The organism is Lysinibacillus sp. FSL K6-0075 (assembly GCF_038592945.1).
GTDB classification, from domain to species: Bacteria; Bacillota; Bacilli; order Bacillales_A; family Planococcaceae; genus Lysinibacillus; species Lysinibacillus fusiformis_F.
Genome location: NZ_CP151947.1, coordinates 2,668,871 through 2,687,552 on the forward strand (window position 1 = coordinate 2,668,871; position 18,682 = coordinate 2,687,552).

Genomic DNA, 18,682 nt, shown 5'->3' on the forward strand with positions numbered 1-18,682 from the left:
ACTCCCTTTCCTTCTAATAGATATGTAGAGAGACAGCCATGCTGCCTCTCATTTGTTTAATTCATAACAGGAGGTGCCGTTTCCTCAGGACTTAACTCCCGAATAAGCACTGGTACTGGATACTCCACACCATCTTGTTGCTCTAAGCGAATCGAATACATCGATTGAAGAGCCTGATGATCCTCTTCACGGAACGTCATCGTACCTTTTGGTGTCTCAAATGACATACCCTCCATTATGTCGATCAGCTTATTGGCATCTACATCCCCATCCGATTTTTTCAATGCCTCCACAACGGCAATCGCCGCAGACATACCACCAGGAGTAAATAAGTCAGGCACTTCGTTGAAACGTTTCTGGTGTTCATCAACTAACCATTTATTGACATCATTTTGCGGTAGCGTATGATAATACACCGAGAAGCCTTCCATCCCAACCAATGGATTCATAAATTGAAGGGCAATAATATCCGGTGCACCCGTCGAAATTTTAATGCCCTTTTCTTGAATTTTAAGATCAGCAATTTGATTCCACGGTGAATTTGCGCCAGCCCAGACAACAAACAAATAATCAGGCTTCGCATCAATCACCTTTTGCAAATTGGATGTAAAGTCTGTTGCTGCAGGATCTGCATATTCCTCAAGTACAATTTCAGCCCCTAATTTCTCCGCTGCCGTTTTAAAGGCATTCACCCCATCCCAGCCAAACGAATAATCTGGCGCAAATGTAGCAATCTTCACACCTTTGCCCGCAATAGCCGCTGCCGCAGCATACGCATCCTGTGATGAATTACGACCTGTACGGAAAATATACTCATTAAACTCGGAACCTGTAATACTGTCAGCCACTGCTGGCTCTACCACCATAATTTTTTCATACTCCTCGGCAAGCGGTAAAACAGCGAGCGTATCACCCGAACTCGAAGAACCGACTAAAAAATCAACCTGATCATCTTCCAAAAGCTTTGTCGCCTTCTGCACAGCCACCTCTGGCTTCGTCTCCGTATCCTCATACACAATCTCTATTTTCTTACCATTGACCTCCATCGTGCCACCTGTTGCATACTCAATCCCTAAATCAAACCCACGCTGCGTCTGCTTTCCATATGACTCAAGCGCCCCCGTTAACGAAGCAAGCACCCCAATCTTAATCGTGCCCCCTTCCGCTGTCACCGCCTTCGTCTCACCACCAGAAGAATCTGCATCCGTTGCATCATCCTTCGTGTCTTCCCCATTACAAGCCACCAACACCACAGCCAACATCACGAAAAGAAACCAATACCACTGCTTCCTCATCCCATATCCCCCTTCAAAATAAGCTCCCTAGAAAGCGCTTTCTTGCTATGACAACACTATATAAAAGTCCAGTTACAAATTAGTTACAAAAAATGCTTTGCACTTTAGTGCAGAGCATTTTTATGTCCCGAAAGTGTAGCGGAGCGCCTACGAATGCGATTATTCATAGCGACGATAATCTACAAATTGGGCATTTATGGTATTGTTACTTTAAGTATTTTAAAGAAGAGTGAACAGTGTAGGATATTTATGTAACAACTCGTATTATCTTTACTAAACACCTAAAAAAAGAGAGGGAATTTTAATGAGTGAATATTATTCCAGACATTTTAATCTTGAAAAAGTAAGTGAAGGTATTTATGCCGCTATTGCAAAGGATGGGGGTGGCGCGTTTGGAAATGCTGGTCTCATTGATTTAGGGGACAAAACCATTATTTTTGATACATTTAACACGCAACAAGCAGCTGAAGATCTAAGAAATATAGCTGTACATATTACAAATAAACCCGTCTCTTGGGTAATTAACAGTCATTTCCATAGTGATCATACGAGAGGAAACCAAGTATTTAAAGATTGTCATATCGTTTCTAGTCAAATAACACTTCAACAAATGAAAGAAAACCATCCAGCAAAAATTGCTGAACAAAAGGCAGATTTAGAAGGGTTAAAAAAATACATTGCCTCCCTTGTCGCTTCCACTGACATACAAAAAATGAATGAAATAAGTTTTTTAAAAGAGATGGAAAGCTCAATCCCTGACCTGGAATTAGTTTTGCCGCAATATACTTTTACTCATGAATTTACTATTTTCGGAACAGAACGTACCGCTAGAATAATAACACTGGGAGGTGGTCATTCTCCCTGTGATTCTTTTCTTTATAAACCTGAAGATGAAATCATATTTATGGCTGACCTTCTATTTGTCGGTATGCATCCATCATTTTTCCCTTATTCCAATCCAACACAATGGGAAAATATTTTAGAAGAAGTAAATAACTTGGCCATTCAAAAAGCTATCCTTGGTCACGGTTCAGTAGGATCTAAAAAAGATATAGTGAAGCTTAAAAACTACATTAATGAAATGAATTTGTTATCAAAAAAAAATTAGGAACATGGAAGACGTTTCAATACCTTCAGCATATCAAGATTGGACAACTATCCATATCGACGTTATGGAACTGTTTATTAAAAATTTAAAAGTGTTAAAAGATTTGTAGTTCCTCATTTGATTCTGTAATTTCCGATGAGGACAATCTACAAAAAGGATTTCAACATATCCAATAAAATGCAGAATGTTCATTTAATGCATAACTTTTAACATGATGACCATTCCTGTTTCAATACACTATACAATAATGAATCTCGCCAAACGCCATCTTTCATTAGCATATTTTCACGTAATACTCCTTCTTTTAACATTCCTACTTTTTCTAAAACCTTTGCTGATCCAATATTTCTAGGATCACAGGTTGCACAAATACGATGGAGCTTTAATGTTTCAAAGCCGAAAGTGATCATTAATTTAGCACTCTGCGTTGCTACTCCCTTCCCCCAATAATCAGGGTTCACGATATAGCCAATTTCCCCGACCTTATTTGTAAAATCCTGAATCATGATTTCTACCGCACCTATTAACGTTTCTTGATAAATAATCGCAAAAACATATCTTTCCCTTGGTGTTTGTGTTGCTTCATCGAGAACATCCTGAATGAATTCTTTTGAATCCTCCTCTGTATTCGGTCCCCATGTTTGATACCTACAAACAATTTCCTGTGAGGCATATTTATGAACATCAATCCAGTCATATTGCGTGAATTCTCTTAAAAATAATTTTTCATTTGCAAAAATCACTTTCATCCACCCCTCCCTCTACACGATTCAACCATTCACTCATCAGCTTGGTAAACAATTCAGCTTGTTCGATCTGCAAATTATGCCCCGCCATATCTAATATGGCAAAAGTTGCTCTAGGAAACTTTTCTAAAATCGAAAAAGCATCTTGATAGCCAACAACGGAATCTTGTTTTCCAAGTAAAAAGAGACTTGGCTTGTCAAAGGACTGTCCGTCAACGGCAAAGGAAAATCCATAGCTTTGCTGAATTTTTTCTAAAAATGCCTGATCTGCTAGGTTACACCCTGCCAACACCTCTGTTGTATAGCGCTCCCAATTATAGGCATCTAAGACGACTTGATTAGCCCCAAAATCATCTTGCTCCTGCTGACTTAATGTTGATAAAAAAGCAGCATCTGCTTGTACAATACAATGCTGTGGCACTGTACGTTGCTCTTTTTCAGGAATGATGAGAGGACAAATAAGGGCAGCACCTAAAAGTTGATCGACTGACGTTCTCATAATACCGCGCGCTAAATAGCCACCGTAAGATTCACCCACCAACAAGTAGGATTCATTTGGAATGATTGTGTGTATCAATTCGATGATTGCTTCTAGCATTTCATCTGAGTTCTGAATCGATGAATAGTCTGTTGTCTTCCCCATTCCTGGAAGATCAATATAGATACGCTTCCATCCTTCTCGCTCTATAAAAACAGGCTCCATACATCCCTTCATCAAACGATGATCAGGAGAAAAACCATGTAGCATGATAATAGGTGTCCCTGTTCCAATAACTTCATAGTAAATATTCGCTTTATTCGTCTGACAAAATGACATTGTTGTTCCTCCAAATACGGTACATTTTTGTACATTGTATATAGTCTACTCCACAGTTGGAGCGGGTTGACACGGTTTATGAGCGGCTTTCCTCTTTGATTGAGCGCCTTGACATCACTTAGGAGCGGCTCTCTCCTTACTTAGAGCGCCTTGACTCCACTTAGGAGCGGCTCTCCTCATAGTTGGAGCGCTTTGACATCATTTCGGAGCGGCTCTCTCCTTAGTTGGAGCGCTTTGACTTCACTTAGGAGCGGCTCTCTCCTTAGTTGGAGCGCTCTGACCACACTTAGGAGCGGCTCTACTCTCAGTTGGAGCGCCTTGACCACACTTAGGAGCGGCTCTACTCTCAGTTGGAGCGCTTTGACTCCACTTAGGAGCGGCTCTCTCCTTAGTTGGAGCGCTTTGACTTCACTTAGGAGCGGCTCTCTCCTTAGTTGGAGCGCTTTGATTCTACTTAGAAGCGGCTCTCTCCTTAGTTGGAGCGCCTTGACCACACTTAGGAGCGGCTCTCTCCTTACTTAGAGCGCTTTGACATCACTTAGGAGCGGCTCTCTCCTTAGTTGGAGTGCTTTGACCACACTTAGGAGCGGCTCTCTCCTTAGTTAGAGCGCTTTGACTCCACTCAGGAGCGGCTCTCTCCTTAGTTAGAGCGCTTTAATCCCACTTAGGAGCGGCTCTACTCTCAGTTGGAGCGCCTTGACCACACTTAGGAGCGGCTCTCTCCTTACTTAGAGCGCTTTGACCACACTTAGGAGCGGCTCTACTCTCAGTTGGAGCGCCTTGACTCCACTTAGGAGCAGGTTTCCCCATAAAATGAGCGCTTTGACTCCACTTAAGAGCAGTTCTCCCCATAGAAGGGTCACTTCCCACACTCAATGAAGCAGTCCCATCCAATACTAAACCACTTCGCCTAGCCTTAAAAGCAACACTGGCTAACCCATTATCAAATCATAGACTGTCATGGTGGATTCCATGGGGGTTGTGTTTAGCTCCTGTTGTAATTGTTGGACACATTTTTCATACCATTTTAAGGCCAGGGAGCGGTTTTGGAGTTGGTAGTGGCTGTACATGAGCAGGCGATACGCTTCCTCCCAGAGTGCATCCTCGCGCAGGATCTTTTCTGCGAAAAAAATGGCTTTTTTAAATTGCTGTTGTCTTGTTGCGTTTTGTGCCAGTCGTTCCAGGACTTCGATATATAAAAATTGTAGCTTTTCACGGTCCTGCGTAAGCCAGTCGATTTGCTTTTTTTCCGCATAGAGAGCATCCGTATAGCTCGCTTTCGCTAATAATAGCCATTCATTGGACAACTGTGGATCAAATTCCTCTATTCCTAAGCTGTAGTAATAGTGAAAGCGTTCTACATCAATTTGGAGAAAAGCGATATTTTGTAACTGATACATATTATTTTTTCGTTGAATGAAAAAGCTATCTTGTCTTGCATGACGTTGTGGCTCCAACACTTTGAGTAATGTGTTTAAGACCACCTTAAAATCTCGATCTAAGGACTCGACACTACGATCTGGCCATAATGCCTGTGCTATTTCTTCCTTTGGTGTAAAGCGATTGCGATGACAGTAGAGGTACACGAATAATTCCTTTGATTTATCACGCTGCCACTCTTTGTCTTCCAGCTTTCGTTGTGCTCGAATTAAATTTAAACTCCCAAAAAGATTCATCTGTACCTCATCCTGCGGATAACTGATGCTATCCTCGACCTGAAAATAACTTTGCAATGCTAAGATAGCTGGATGCTCCATCTGACAAGTTTGACTAAATTGCAGTAGCTCGTAAAATATCATTCGATTGCTCGGACCAAGTATCGATGGCCTTTGTAAGAAATATTCATAGCCATTCCCCACACATAGTTGGGCAAACTGTTGAAAATACTGTTGAAACGGCTTCTTATTACGCTCTTGCATGGCAATCACAGACTGATAAAATAAAACATGCATCAAGCCATTGCGATCACCGCATTCTTGAAATAGTTGCTGTGTCTTCTTTAATAATTGCTTCGCTCGCCCTCTTTCTTGCTGGGAAAGGATGATTTTTACCTCTGCTAGAAGAATTAGAGCCGTCATCCACGCATCTTGAACTTGCTCTGTTTCCTGTAAGCCCAGTGCTAAGTATTTCTTAGCCGCTACCGTATCTCCCAAAAAATGTTTGACAATGGCTAACCCCATATAAGGCTCAGCCTTCACACGAGAAATATTAATGGCATTCATTAACGTCAACGCTTTTTCATAGGCTTGACATGCCCCCTGATGATCTGGGAAATCTATTAACAGCAGGGCATGCGCCTTTCTGATATAGCCTACCGCCTCTATGAAAATAGACTTCTCTTTTAATCCTCTGCGAATACCATGTTGGGCAGCATACCAGGCTTCTTTGCCTTGACCTAACAATGCATAAACGAAAGCCGCCAGCAGTTCACTTTCTCGATGGGTTGCAACAAGCTGAGGCGGTAATTCAAGTCGCTGTGCTAATAACTCCTTGGCCTCCCGTAGTTGTCCAGTTCGTAGTAAAACACGAACATCGACATTCGCCCGTTGTATGACATCCACTGGCAATGCGACGTCCTCCATAAAGAGCTGTGCACCCTTGGCCTTCCCTAGGTTCACTAAATTTTCAGCATATTGCCGTTGAAGTTCTAATAATTCCTCTTTGCGTAATGGTGTATGTTTCGCTAGCTCTAATGCTTTCTCTAGATAGGGCTCTGCTAAAGCAGGTTGAATGGTGTCTAAGTATATATGGGCTATCCCGGCTTGGGACTTTGTCATAAATAGGTGATCCCGCTGTTGCTGTGCGATGGTTGCACATTTTTCATAGGATTGTTTTGCTTTTTCATAATAAGCTCGGTAGCGATGACACTCTCCCTCGAAATAATATAATCTATAAAATTTGTCTTTTTCCTGTGCAGTAAATCGATTGATTTTTTCTAACAACCATTCAAATTGACCCGCACGTACGATTGATTCTGCATGAAGCTGTAATAGCTCCCCACAAAAGTCATGATCATTCGTTTTAAAGGCATGATACAAAACAGATTGAATATTATGACGGTCTACATAATACAATGCTGCTTGTTTATGAAGGTCCGTATATTGGCTTGGATGCTGTCGCCATTTCATTTCTAAAAATCGACTGAACAATGCGTGAAAACGGTATAAACCATCTGTTGTCACTGGTTGGATAAATAAATGACGCTGGGTTAATGCATTCAGTATTTGTGCAATTTCAGCGCCATAAAACGCTTCAAATAACTCTGCAGAAAAGGTAGGAAAAATTGCTAATTTCAAAATGGTATCCTGCTCAGAAGCGGTCATCGTACTATAAACTTCTTCTGATAAGTAAGTGAATAGATCATTTGTAGAAATCGTTAGCCAATGATCTAACGAAGCATGGTGCCATTGCTCCGCCAATAAGGAAATACTAATGGCCCAGCCCTCCGTGATCTCTAATACCTTGGTCATTTCAGCCTCGGATAAATGCACATCTACATATTCTTCAAAAAACACCGCAATTTCCTCCGTTGTAAATGCCAGTTCGTCCTCTTTCATAACCAGCCATCTTTTTTGCAGCTTTAATTTCCTCATAATATCCCAATTGGGGAGTGTTCTTGAAGCAATAATAAAATGAATGCTGGGTGGAGCAAATTCAATGATTTTTTCCATGAAATAATTAATAGGAAAGACATGATCTACTAGATGAAAGTCGTCAATTACAATAAGTAGTGACTCCTCTATGTCACATAGGCAATTGACAAATAGCTTATACCAACGATTGAGCTCATCCATCTTAGGAAAGCGTGACAATTGATTCCACCCATCAAAGGTATGACCAAAATTTGGTGCAATTCGCTGTATGCTAAAAAAAAGATGTCTCAAAAAGGGTAATAGATTATCATCTTCATCCGAGATACTATACCAAGAAAATTTACTCGATTCGTTAGCAAGAAATTGAGTTAGAATGGTTGTTTTACCATACCCTGCACCACTATGCAGAAAGGTACAAGTGTGATGATGGCTTTTCTTTAATGTTCGCATAAGTGTCGCTCTATTAATGCAATGCGTGGAAGGATTTGGCGCCATACATTTTGATTGAATAATAATTTCCGCTGTCATATAAATATAACCTCCATATTTTGTAAGGTTACAAAGATTTCTACAAAAATTCAGATTATTAAATTATTGACAGTTTACCATATTTTTTATGTAATTTTATAGATTTCATCCCCATTTTTTGTTTTGGGAATGGAAGTAGAATTTCGTTTGCATTTTATGCCTAATTTTAGTAATCTGTTATATTACTAAAATTTAGAAGGAAAGTGGATAAATGAACAGTCTAGATAGAGCAACGAAAAAGAAACAACAAGCAGAAAGCGTTTTAACTGACTTACAATTGATTCAGAAATGGAGTACTGTAGGCGAATGTTTTTTAGTAGGGGCAGCTGCTTATAATTTGATGGTTTCCCCCGATATTGACCTCGAAACATTTTGTGATGTGCCTAATCCTCACATCATAATGAGCGAATTAGCCATGCTCACACAGAACAAGAATGTCATTGAACTAAAATATAGAGATTATACAAGTTCCGATTTTAAGGGACATTATTTTAAGTTGCTTTACCGAGCGGAGGAAGTTGAGTGGAATATTGATATGTGGTTATTTTCAAATAGCCACAATGGTGCCATCTCAAAAGATTTAGTACCATTTATGAAAAATCATTTAACAGTGGAAACTAGAAAAGCCATTCTTGATATAAAGGAAGCATTACTTCATCTTCCTACACAATACGCCTCTATTTTTATTTATCAAGCTGTCTTGGAATTTGGCATTAGACATGTAGATGATTTTTTACAATGGACAAAACATCATAACACAACTGTACCGTTTCATTGGCAACCTATTTCAGCAAACAATTAGGCTAAAAAAATTCCCGATTATCAACTCTATGATAATCGGGATCATTAGCTATGATTATAGTAATTCTTTACGTAATTCAGCAGCTGATTTTGGCGAAAGTAGGCTGAATGGGATATCAAATACTGTTTTCGCACCTTTATCACCAGCTTGACTTAAACGGTGTGCTGCACGTGCGTAAGCCACTAATACACTCGATGTAAAGTTTGGATTACTGTCAAGTTTTAATGAGAATTCGAGAATTTGTTTATCGTTTGCACCACTGTCACCACTGCGAATGACAAAACCACCGTGTGGCATACCAGTATGATTTGCTTTAAATTCATCTTCAGTAATGAAGTTCACTGTTGTGTCATACTCATCGAAATAGTTAGGCATTGTGACAATTTCTTGTTCAATCTTCGTTGCATCTGCACCTTCTTCTAACACAACCCAACATTCACGTGCATGTTTTTCACGTGTTGTTAATTCAGGGTTTTCACCGTTACGAACTCGCTCTACAGCTTCTTTAATCGGTAATGTGTATTGAACAGCATTTTTAACACCTTCGATACGACGAACAGCATCTGAGTGTCCTTGACTTAGGCCATCGCCCCAGAATGTATATGTTGTACCAACTGGTAATACTGATTCTCCTAGTAGACGATTTAAAGAGAATAAACCTGGATCCCAACCAACTGAGATAACAGATACTTTACCAGATTTTTGTGCCGCTGCATCTACAGCATCGAAAAATTCAGGAATTTTCGCATGTGTATCGAAGCTATCAATTGTATTAAACCATTGTGCAAAATGTGGACCTTGCTCTGGTAAATCTGTTGCAGAACCACCACATAAAATCATGACATCAATGTCGTTTTGGAATTTTTCAGCGTCATCTACTAAATATACGCTCGCATTGCTTGCTACGTTTACTGTTGAAGGATCACGTCGTGTGAACACCGCTACTAATTCCATATCTGGATTTTGTGAAATGGCATACTCCACACCACGTCCTAAATTTCCATATCCTACAATACCTACTCGAATTGCACTCATTAAAAATTCCTCCTAACGATTTCGTGACTTTGTGAAAACTTTCACGTTAAATCTAATTACAATAATACTTCGTGTTAGAAAAATTCACAATAGTTTGAGTATGAGTTTTTTAAAAAGAATTTATATCAGTTTTCTATGGTTTTTATCCCATAACGGTATGAATACGGTTACAAATTACTAAATCTTCCATGAACCTTAAAGTTATTGTAAAAGCCTTGTAAATAACGGCTATTTTCCCATCTAGTCTTGTACAATAAATGTAACGACAAAAGGGGGCATGTTGAATGAAAAGTACTGGTTACTCATCAAGCACAACATTGGCACAAGGAGAACTACTTGCATTCCATATGACACAAAATACTGCAAACAAGCATAGTGAAGCGATACAAACTGGCCGTAAGCTGCATGGAAAATTTCCATCAAACAATCCTATATGTATCGGTGTTTTACCTTTTGACGTTTTAGAAAACATACCTGACATCTCCATCCAAAAAAACAAGGTAAATGAGGTGGACTTCTACAATAGTGGTAAGGACATCGCTCGCTGGTTCATTAAAAAAAGTGAATACAACAAGGATGGCTTTGACTTCATTTAAAGAAGTCAAAACCATCCATAGAATTTGTGTGAAAGGTGAAAATGGATTGCCGTTGCAGGCTACTTGCTTTCCTGTAGACGAGCGCCGAGCCACTTCCTCCGCTACCGCTTCGTTTAGAGCTCGCCTGTCTCGCTATCCCACCAGAATCAAGCAGCCTTCCTCCACTTTTAGCAAAGGTTTTCAAACAAAGTGAAGGTGTTCTCAACACTTTATGAAGGGCTGTTGTCACGCATCGCTTCTCCACATTTTTCACTACTGTTAGTATGAAAGAAAAGGAAAAGACACCTTTGCAGAATGGTTGATTGGGGTGGAGCCAGCGTCACAGAGGAGATCCTGGAGCGAACGTAAGTGAGTGAAGCGGCTCATCGGACGTCCCCTGGAAAGGACGCTAGCGGAACGGAAATCACCCCCCCGCCTTGTTAAAAAGGTCTCTTTCTACTAGTGACATAATCTTTTTTCAACAACATGATGGCTTTGACTTCATTTAAAGAAGTCAAAACCATTTTTAATTTATAGCTTATAGAACTGAATTAATTCCTCTAGTTGATCGGCTGTTCGCGTTAGCTGATCTGCACTGCTCGTAACAACTTGAAGCGAGCTACTGGATTGCTCTGCTGATGCGGCGGTTTGCTCCACACTGGCTGCAGCCTCCTCTGTGACAGCAGCTATTTCCTCAATCATTTTACTGACACTTTCACTATCCTTCATGACGATTTCAATTCTTTTAGATGTATCTTGGATAGTAATCGTCACCATTTTAACGGCTTCATTAATATTTTCAAAGGTATGCCCGGTCATTTTCATTTGCTCTGATCCCCTCGCGACTTCTACATATCCCTTTTGCAGAAATTCTGTCACCGTGTTAGTTTCTTGTTGAATTTTCTCCACAATGCCTGTAATTTCAACTACAGAATAGGAAACTTGATTTGCCAATTTCTTTACTTCCTCCGCAACGACAGCAAAGCCCTTTCCGGCATCACCTGCACGAGCCGCTTCAATTGCAGCGTTTAATGCTAATAAATTCGTTTGGTCCGAAATCTCCCGAATCACGGTGACAAGCTGATTAATTTCTTGAGACTGCTTTTCTAAATTGTTGACATTTGTTACTGTTCCCTCAAATACCTCATGGATGATGGACATTTGTAACAAAGATTGATCCATTAATTCTTTGCCCTGACCAGTCATCGCTAAGATGTCATGTGACTTCTGAAATATGTGCTGACCGTTTTCATTCATTTCACAAATGTTTTTAGAAAATACGTCCATCTTAGAAACCATTTCACTTGCTAAATTTGCTTGTGCTTCGGCCCCTGAGGCAAGTTCTATCATCGTTTCCGTCGTTTGCTCTGAACCATTAAATACATCCTTTACAGATTGTGCAATATAGCCAATTTGTTGATGTAATTCCTTCGCAGATACTTTTACCTGCTGCAATAACCGATTATTATTTTCACTAACAAAATTAGATGCCTTCATCAGTTCTGCCACTTCATCTTGAAATTTAACTTTCAATGGTGGATCCGTTAAATCACCTTCAGCAATTTTTTGTAAACGTTTCATAACCAAATTGATAGGTTTCACTATGCCGTTTGTCACAAATATCGCAATAATTATTCCCGTTAGAACTATCAGAATAGTGAAAATTGAGTTGAATTGAATATTTTTATTTCCTATTTCAATCACATGGATACCTTGTTCTAATACATCCTGCTTGCGCTCGTCTGCCATAGCTGTAAAACCACTCATTAATTCTCTTGCATAGTTTTGTGCCTCTCCATTTAAAATAGCTTCAGCTTGTTTAATTTTTCCCTGCTCAAAAAGAGGAAAAACATTTTCAACAATCATTTCATCCCATTTTCTTCCTAATAAGATCAGCTCCTTAGTCTTTGGAGATTCCGTTTGTTGCAGCAATTCCTCCTCTAGGGTACTGGCTTGCTCAGCATATTTCTGAAACTCATTCTTATAAGAAATATCGCCTGTCAAAATATACCCTCTGACTAATGCAATTTTTTCTGCCGTGTTAAAGGCCATTGATTGATCCAGCATAAGCAAAGGTAACTGCTCTTGCATGATATGGTTGGTATCTCGATGAATTTTTTTCATCGACTCGATTGTGAAAATAGAAAGAATGATCATTAGAAGTAAGACAAGCAAAAAACCAAATAAATTTTTCTGTCGCACTGATTTAAGTTTAATTATGGCCATTTTAATTCCCCCAGAAATGTTTAAAACCTAAGACATGTTTAACGTTCATATTGCTGCTTTTCACTCACTAAAAGAGCTTTTAATTGCTGTAACTTATCCACTACTTTATGAGAAACCAAGGTAATTTCGCGAAGATAAGCTTCCGTTTGATCTTTGTAACCTTGATTGAATGCTTGTACAGCTTTTTTTGCCAGCTCATGGATGAGCATATGCGGTTCCTCGAGCTCTTTGAAAATAGCTTTATCTCCAAGCAATGTTTTTCCTAATCCGTAATACCATTTACCGAGACGACAGTTTTGATAGGAGGCTATTTCTTCTTCAGACATTTTTTCAAAGCCTAATAGTAAATTATAAATTTTCCAACTCCATAGCAAATGATCAGTAATCGCTAATTCGATAATATCTTCCTGACTAATGATGTAATTATTGGAAATCGTTTTGGTACGGTAATCATCAATCATATTGCTCAGTCGGTAAATAGAGGAGCCCATATGAAAAACAATTTCCTTACTTTTGTCCATGCTTTCAGTAATATTTTGATTGCACTCGGCAATGTAGTTAGCCGATGCAGCTTGACTTCTAGCTGTCTCTGCAATCTCTCCAAAACGGATACCTTGCTGTTGAATATTATCGTTTAAATTTGTAAGTGTTTCTGTAATCATCGCTGTATCGACTACGCCTTTATGCAAATCTTTGGCAAATTGCTGTGTAACGGATTGTATGTCTGCCGTTATGAGCAGTAATTCATTGATGTCCGTATGAATCGAAAGTACGGACGATTTTGTATCATCAGCCAATTTACGTATTTCTTCCGCTACTACCGTAAAGCCCTTTCCTGCCTCTCCCGCTCTTGCTGCCTCAATTGTGGCATTGAGTGCCAGAAGATTCGTCTGATCAGCAATGGCTTTAATCAATTCCATTAATTTTGCCACACTATTGACATGGTTTACTAAAAGACCGATATTTACCTGCATTGATTTTTGGCTTTCATCCGTTACTTGCAAAATGGAAGTAATATGCTTTAAAGACGCTAGGTCTTCATTTAATTCAAACAATGCTGTTTTAGTTTGAGCTGAAATATCACTTACAGAAACAGCAATTTCTTCAATGCTATTTTCTAAATCCTGCATCGATTGATTTGCGGCAACTATCTCCTTTTGCTGCACCTCTTGGAACTCGATTAATTCTTTGATTGAGTTGAGTTGTGTATTATATTTAATAATTTCTCCTAATCCTGTCACAACAGAATTTGCCTGGTTTTCTATATACGTTTCAAAGATAATTTGCTGATCAATATTCAATAGACTTTCAAATGCGAGTAAAACATCCAACATGTTTTTAGGATTTCGAGCTAATTCTTTTACGATGAGTGGAATAATCAATTGATTAATTAACATATAAATCGCAATGATTTGATTTGGTAATATGCCAACACTTAAAAGTATGGATGATAATTTCCTTCTTTTAAAAACATATTGAAGGTTCAATTCATCCTCAAACAAGCTCTCAAAATAATCATCAATTAATTGCTTGTCTCCACCTATGTCAGGATACTTCTCTGCTATTTTGGCAAAATCTTGTACGTCATTTAAACGGTCAGATAAATTGTCTAAAATGTCTTGTCGATTATTCTCGTAAATTGTACGTAAATAACGAACTAGCTCCCTCCGATTTTTCGAAAAAGCTAAAAAATCTAGTTTTTCTTTGAATCGCTCATTGGATTCTATATCTGAAAAATTTATTGCAGAAAAATAATTATAATCTCCAGCTACTTTCTTAGAAAAAAACATTTTTTCTCTCGCTGCATAGCCATAGCAAATGGGCTAAGGGCATCGCAGCTCCCCCCTTTTTATTATTGTTGATGTTTTTTAGTGATTCTTAGATGTCATAGTTAAAAATAGTATAAACACAGAAACTAAGAAAAACAATCTATAAAATGTAAGATTTTAGTTCAAAATAAATTCTAAAGAACCATATCTAAAGACCTATAACTTTTTTGGTTCTGCTATTTGAAAAATACAGGAGTTTTATCACAGCTCAATTCTGTACAGTGAAAGAATACTTATTTTGACTAGAATAATTATTTTGAAGTAGGCAATTACGCTCTCCTCTATGAATGAAAGAAGGAGGGCCTCAAATAATCTTTGAGACCCTCCGGTATTTTTCATTGTATTTCTTGTGCTAGCTGAGCAAGACGCTTGTCATCAATAATATGATAGCTAGTCTTATGCTTTTCCAATATCTTTTCTTCACAAAACTGTGCCAATACATATAATAAATGACGATAAGAAACCCCTAAATACTCACAGATTTCCGTATGCTTTTCTTTGTAGACACCTTGATCGGCAGATAATTGGATAAATGCCGCTAAGCGATTTTCCAACGGATATGCTTGATTTTGTGTATATTTAGATGTCATTTTTGTGGCTTTTTCCCCTAAAAACACACAAAGTCTACGTAAAAATAAGGCATCCGCAAGTAACTTTTCCTTACATGACTGCGTAATCGAATAACAAATTGTCTTGGTGACAGTTTGTATCCCCTTTGTATACCTTGCCTCATTCAGCAACTCAATTTCCCCCATAAAAAGTGGTGCTTCTAGGTATTCAATAAGTGAAACCTTCCCATTTTTATGTGTCATATAGAGTTTCGCCTTTCCTTCTATCATGTAATACACTGTATCTGGAAAGGAGCCTTCCTGGAAGATCCACTCTCCCTTGTCGAACTGGCGGACTTCTAGATAAGGATTGATATCAAATGAGAAAAAATCATCAATCGGATATTTTTCAAGATAATGGGCACGTGCTTCAGCTGTTAAAATATGCATTTTTTTACTCTCTCCTATAAAAAATATGAGATATCTCACATTATTGTAGCGATGAACATGCTATTATTCAACATAGTTAATGGAGGTACGGAAATTATATGAACAATCAACGATGGCTTTCTCAGAATTTCTTTACATTTTTCATCACTTGGGGCATTTTCTTACCCTACTGGACAGGTTGGCTGGTGGATGCGAAACATCTAACCGTTTCGCAGGCAAGTGTGGTGATGGGCTGTGGGCTCCTAGCTCGTGCCACATCCAATCTTTTCTTCTTCCCAGCACTTGCAAAATATGTACACAATAAACGACTCATTACGATTTTAGCAATAGGCTCGCTACTAACAGCCTTGCTCTATATTCCAAGCACTGGCTTTACAGCATTATTAATCGTGACTATTTTATTTAGTATTTTTTATCCAGCACTATTACCTGCTGTGGAAAGTAGTGCAGCAACACTTGTTCAGCATGGCAATATTCATTATGGCAAAAGCCGCTCCTATGGTTCATTTGGCTTTGTCATTGCCGTTTTAATTATTAGTATGCTGACAGGCGTTTTTGGTAAGAACATCATCTTTTGGAGCATGATTATTGGGTTGATTGGCATGTTGCTTATGCAGCAATTAGCGACACCAAAGGAATTACTCGTGGTGCCGACCAAAGAACAACGGGCAAAATCTTTATCGATGAAGACATTATGGCATATCAAAGGCTTCCCGATTGTTTTATTCATCGTCATCTTGCTACAGGGTGCACATGCTTCCTATTATAGCTATGGTTATATTTATTTAGAAGATTTACAGGTTGATCCATTCTATATGGGGATGATTATTAATATCGCAGTTATTTGCGAAATTTTATACTTTATGAAGGCTGATACGTTATTGACGAAATGGCGCTCATCTTCCTTATTACTCTTAGCAGCGAGCGGCTCTTCCCTACGCTGGTTACTCATCTTTATGTTCCCGAATGTCTGGGTATTTATTGTTTCCCAAACCTTGCACGCATTATCCTTTGCATTAGCGCATTTTGCCTTTATTCGCTACTTAACAAAAGCGCTACCAAAGGAACAAATCCCCAATGCACAGGGTTTATACTCTGCATTAGCTATGGGCTTAAGTACTGCCATCCTTACGTTTTTAGGTGGCTATTTGTACGAAATATCGCCAGGTCTATCCTTCGCAGCCATGCTCATTTGTACAATACCAGCCATCGCTATTTTGCTCATGACACGCAAAAAATATCAATATTAAACAAAAAGCAGGTGAGAATTTCTTCACCTGCTTTCGTTATTTTGGATAATAGGAAAAGCCAGGATATTTCACTACCGGCCATTTTTCTTTTCTGAGAGCCTCTAGTAGCTCCGGACCGACCTGCAAATTACTTTGCACCAATTCTGTCGGAGTTAAGGCCATCCATTGATTTAAGGACACATCCTGGAACCGATCACTTTTAAACATTTCTAAAAACCATAATGGCTCTGTACCCGTATTTTCAATATAATGCCCCGTGGCAAATGGCACATAGCCAACATCACCCGCTCGATAATCAAATGTTCGAGCCGTTCCATCCCCTGTAAATACTGTCATACGTCCTTTTCCTTGCAGATAATATTGCCATTCATCGTTGTTCGGATGCCAATGCAACTCCCGCATCGCTCCAGGTTCAATTTCCACTAGTGCAGCTGCGATATTTTTAGAAATAGGGAAATTAGTCGAATCGACAATGCGCACACTGCCTCCTGGTGTTTTTAATGGCGGCTGTGCCAACAGGCGATGTTTAAAGGTTTGAGGAACCTGCCCGTAAGGAGACTGCACTTTCTGCGAATCGATTGGTCCCGGGACCCGATCCTGATAAATATACACTTGTTCACTCGGAATGTGATCAAAAGCGCTGATGGGAACCCCAAAATTTGCTGATAACACCTCTTTCGGCGTATGAGCAAACCAATCCGAGATTGACAGTGTATTCAGATCAGAGAAATGCCCATCATCAAATACTAATAAAAATTCACAGCCATCCGCTAGCCCTTGAATGGAATGTGGGATGCCAGGTGGAAAATACCATAAATCGCCCGGCCCCACATCCGCAATAAAGTTACAACCATTCTGATCGACTGCTGTAATACGAGCATGACCAAGCAGCATATAAGACCACTCCGCCTGCTGATGCCAGTGCAGCTCACGTACGCCCCCCGGTGTCAAACTCATATTCACACCCGCCAACGTCGTAGCAATCGGCAATTCACGAACCGTAATTTCCCGTGACCATCCACCTTGATTTAAGGTCATATGCGTGTCTGAAAACGAGAATCGCAGATTTGGAATCAAACCTGCATCGGTCGTTGGTGGCACCAGCATATCAGGATTTTCTAAATCCCTCATAATATCCCGTGGCCCCTTATCCACCCCTCCAGCCCCATCACCTCGCATAGGCTGAGGCACCTGAAAATAACCCGGTGGTAAATTCTCCAATCCTTCACCTCTTTATGTTCGTAATCGAAATAAAATACTTTCATCCTTCTAAAATGTATGGATGCAATGCTCGGATTATTCACTTTCTTTTCTGTTGGTGAGATGAGTGACTGAGCGTGGATACTTGATTAAGAGAGGGGCTTGCTATGTTGATCACTTCTCACTGAATTTGGAGCGGGGGCCTCATTTTTTGATCACTTTTCAATCACTTTGGAGCGGAGGCCTCACTTTTTTGATCACTTTTCAATCACTTTGGAGCGGGTTTCTTACTTTTTTGATCACCTCTCACTCACTTTGGAGCGGGTTTCTTACTTTTTTGATCACTTCTCACTCACTTTGGAGCGGGATCCTCTCTTTTTGGATCACCTCTCAACCACTTTAAAGCGGATTCTTCTCTTTTTGGATCACCTCTCAATCACTTTGGAGCGGATTCCTCTCTTTTTGGATCACTTCTCACTCACTTTGGAGCGGATTCCTCTCTTTTTGGATCACCTCTCAATCACTTTGGAGCGGATTTCTCATTTTTAGGATCACTTTTCAATCACTTTGGAGCGGGGCCTCACTTTCATGATCACCTCTCACTCTCTTTAGAGCGGGTTTCTCATTTTTAGGATCACTTTTCAATCACTTTGGAGCGGGATCCTCGCCTTTTTGATCAC

13 protein-coding genes are annotated in these 18,682 nt (G+C 39.5%); 4 read left to right on the forward strand and 9 right to left on the reverse strand.

Going from position 1 to position 18,682, the window contains the following annotated elements:
- Window positions 1–56: 56 nt before the first annotated feature.
- Window positions 57–1,295, reverse strand: a complete 1,239-nt coding sequence (locus tag MHB65_RS13135; RefSeq protein WP_342440626.1) for a substrate-binding domain-containing protein — start codon at window positions 1,293–1,295, stop codon at window positions 57–59.
- Between the two features lie 304 nt (window positions 1,296–1,599).
- Between MHB65_RS13135 and MHB65_RS13140 the strand changes: the two genes are divergently transcribed.
- Window positions 1,600–2,403 carry an MBL fold metallo-hydrolase gene (locus MHB65_RS13140; RefSeq protein ID WP_342440627.1) on the forward strand — a complete coding sequence of 268 codons (804 nt, stop codon included), beginning with the start codon at window positions 1,600–1,602 and terminating at the stop codon, window positions 2,401–2,403.
- A 206-nt stretch (window positions 2,404–2,609) separates the two neighbouring features.
- Here the strand turns inward: MHB65_RS13140 and MHB65_RS13145 are convergent, their stop codons facing one another.
- From MHB65_RS13145 to MHB65_RS13155, 3 genes are all read right to left on the reverse strand, one after another.
- Complete coding sequence (locus tag MHB65_RS13145; RefSeq protein ID WP_342443739.1) at window positions 2,610–3,146, reverse strand: GNAT family N-acetyltransferase; 537 nt, start codon at window positions 3,144–3,146, stop codon at window positions 2,610–2,612.
- Window positions 3,130–3,966, reverse strand: coding sequence for an alpha/beta hydrolase (locus MHB65_RS13150; protein WP_342440628.1), 837 nt, complete (start codon window positions 3,964–3,966; stop codon window positions 3,130–3,132). The genes MHB65_RS13145 and MHB65_RS13150 overlap by 17 nt, the downstream gene beginning before the upstream one ends.
- Window positions 3,967–4,898: 932 nt before the next feature.
- Complete coding sequence (locus tag MHB65_RS13155; protein ID WP_342440629.1) at window positions 4,899–8,087, reverse strand: BTAD domain-containing putative transcriptional regulator; 3,189 nt, start codon at window positions 8,085–8,087, stop codon at window positions 4,899–4,901.
- A 211-nt stretch (window positions 8,088–8,298) separates the two neighbouring features.
- Between MHB65_RS13155 and MHB65_RS13160 the strand changes: the two genes are divergently transcribed.
- Window positions 8,299–8,889: a hypothetical protein gene (locus tag MHB65_RS13160; RefSeq protein ID WP_342440630.1), complete on the forward strand. Its 591-nt coding sequence runs from the start codon at window positions 8,299–8,301 to the stop codon at window positions 8,887–8,889.
- A 54-nt stretch (window positions 8,890–8,943) separates the two neighbouring features.
- Here MHB65_RS13160 and MHB65_RS13165 read toward each other — a convergent pair whose 3' ends face one another.
- Complete coding sequence (locus MHB65_RS13165) at window positions 8,944–9,924, reverse strand: diaminopimelate dehydrogenase (RefSeq protein ID WP_205443726.1); 981 nt, start codon at window positions 9,922–9,924, stop codon at window positions 8,944–8,946.
- A gap of 284 nt (window positions 9,925–10,208) precedes the next feature.
- On the opposite strand from MHB65_RS13165, the gene MHB65_RS13170 reads away from it, so the two are divergent.
- Complete coding sequence (locus MHB65_RS13170) at window positions 10,209–10,520, forward strand: hypothetical protein (protein ID WP_342440631.1); 312 nt, start codon at window positions 10,209–10,211, stop codon at window positions 10,518–10,520.
- Window positions 10,521–11,030: 510 nt separating this feature from the next.
- Here MHB65_RS13170 and MHB65_RS13175 read toward each other — a convergent pair.
- The 3 genes from MHB65_RS13175 to yeiL all read right to left on the reverse strand — a co-directional run bounded on the left by MHB65_RS13175 (window position 11,031) and on the right by yeiL (window position 15,552).
- Window positions 11,031–12,725, reverse strand: coding sequence for a methyl-accepting chemotaxis protein (locus MHB65_RS13175; protein WP_342440632.1), 1,695 nt, complete (start codon window positions 12,723–12,725; stop codon window positions 11,031–11,033).
- 38 nt (window positions 12,726–12,763) lie between these two features.
- Window positions 12,764–14,515, reverse strand: coding sequence for a methyl-accepting chemotaxis protein (locus MHB65_RS13180; protein ID WP_342440633.1), 1,752 nt, complete (start codon window positions 14,513–14,515; stop codon window positions 12,764–12,766).
- Between the two features lie 374 nt (window positions 14,516–14,889).
- On the reverse strand, window positions 14,890–15,552 hold the full coding sequence (gene yeiL / locus MHB65_RS13185) for a transcriptional regulator YeiL (protein ID WP_342440634.1): 663 nt from the start codon (window positions 15,550–15,552) through the stop codon (window positions 14,890–14,892).
- Window positions 15,553–15,650: 98 nt separating this feature from the next.
- Here yeiL and MHB65_RS13190 point away from each other — a divergent pair, with 98 nt between their 5' ends.
- Complete coding sequence (locus MHB65_RS13190; RefSeq protein WP_342440635.1) at window positions 15,651–16,802, forward strand: MFS transporter; 1,152 nt, start codon at window positions 15,651–15,653, stop codon at window positions 16,800–16,802.
- Between the two features lie 36 nt (window positions 16,803–16,838).
- On the opposite strand, the gene MHB65_RS13195 is transcribed toward MHB65_RS13190, so the two are convergent.
- Window positions 16,839–17,981, reverse strand: coding sequence for an oxalate decarboxylase family bicupin (locus MHB65_RS13195; RefSeq protein ID WP_342443740.1), 1,143 nt, complete (start codon window positions 17,979–17,981; stop codon window positions 16,839–16,841).
- Window positions 17,982–18,682: the final 701 nt, after the last annotated feature.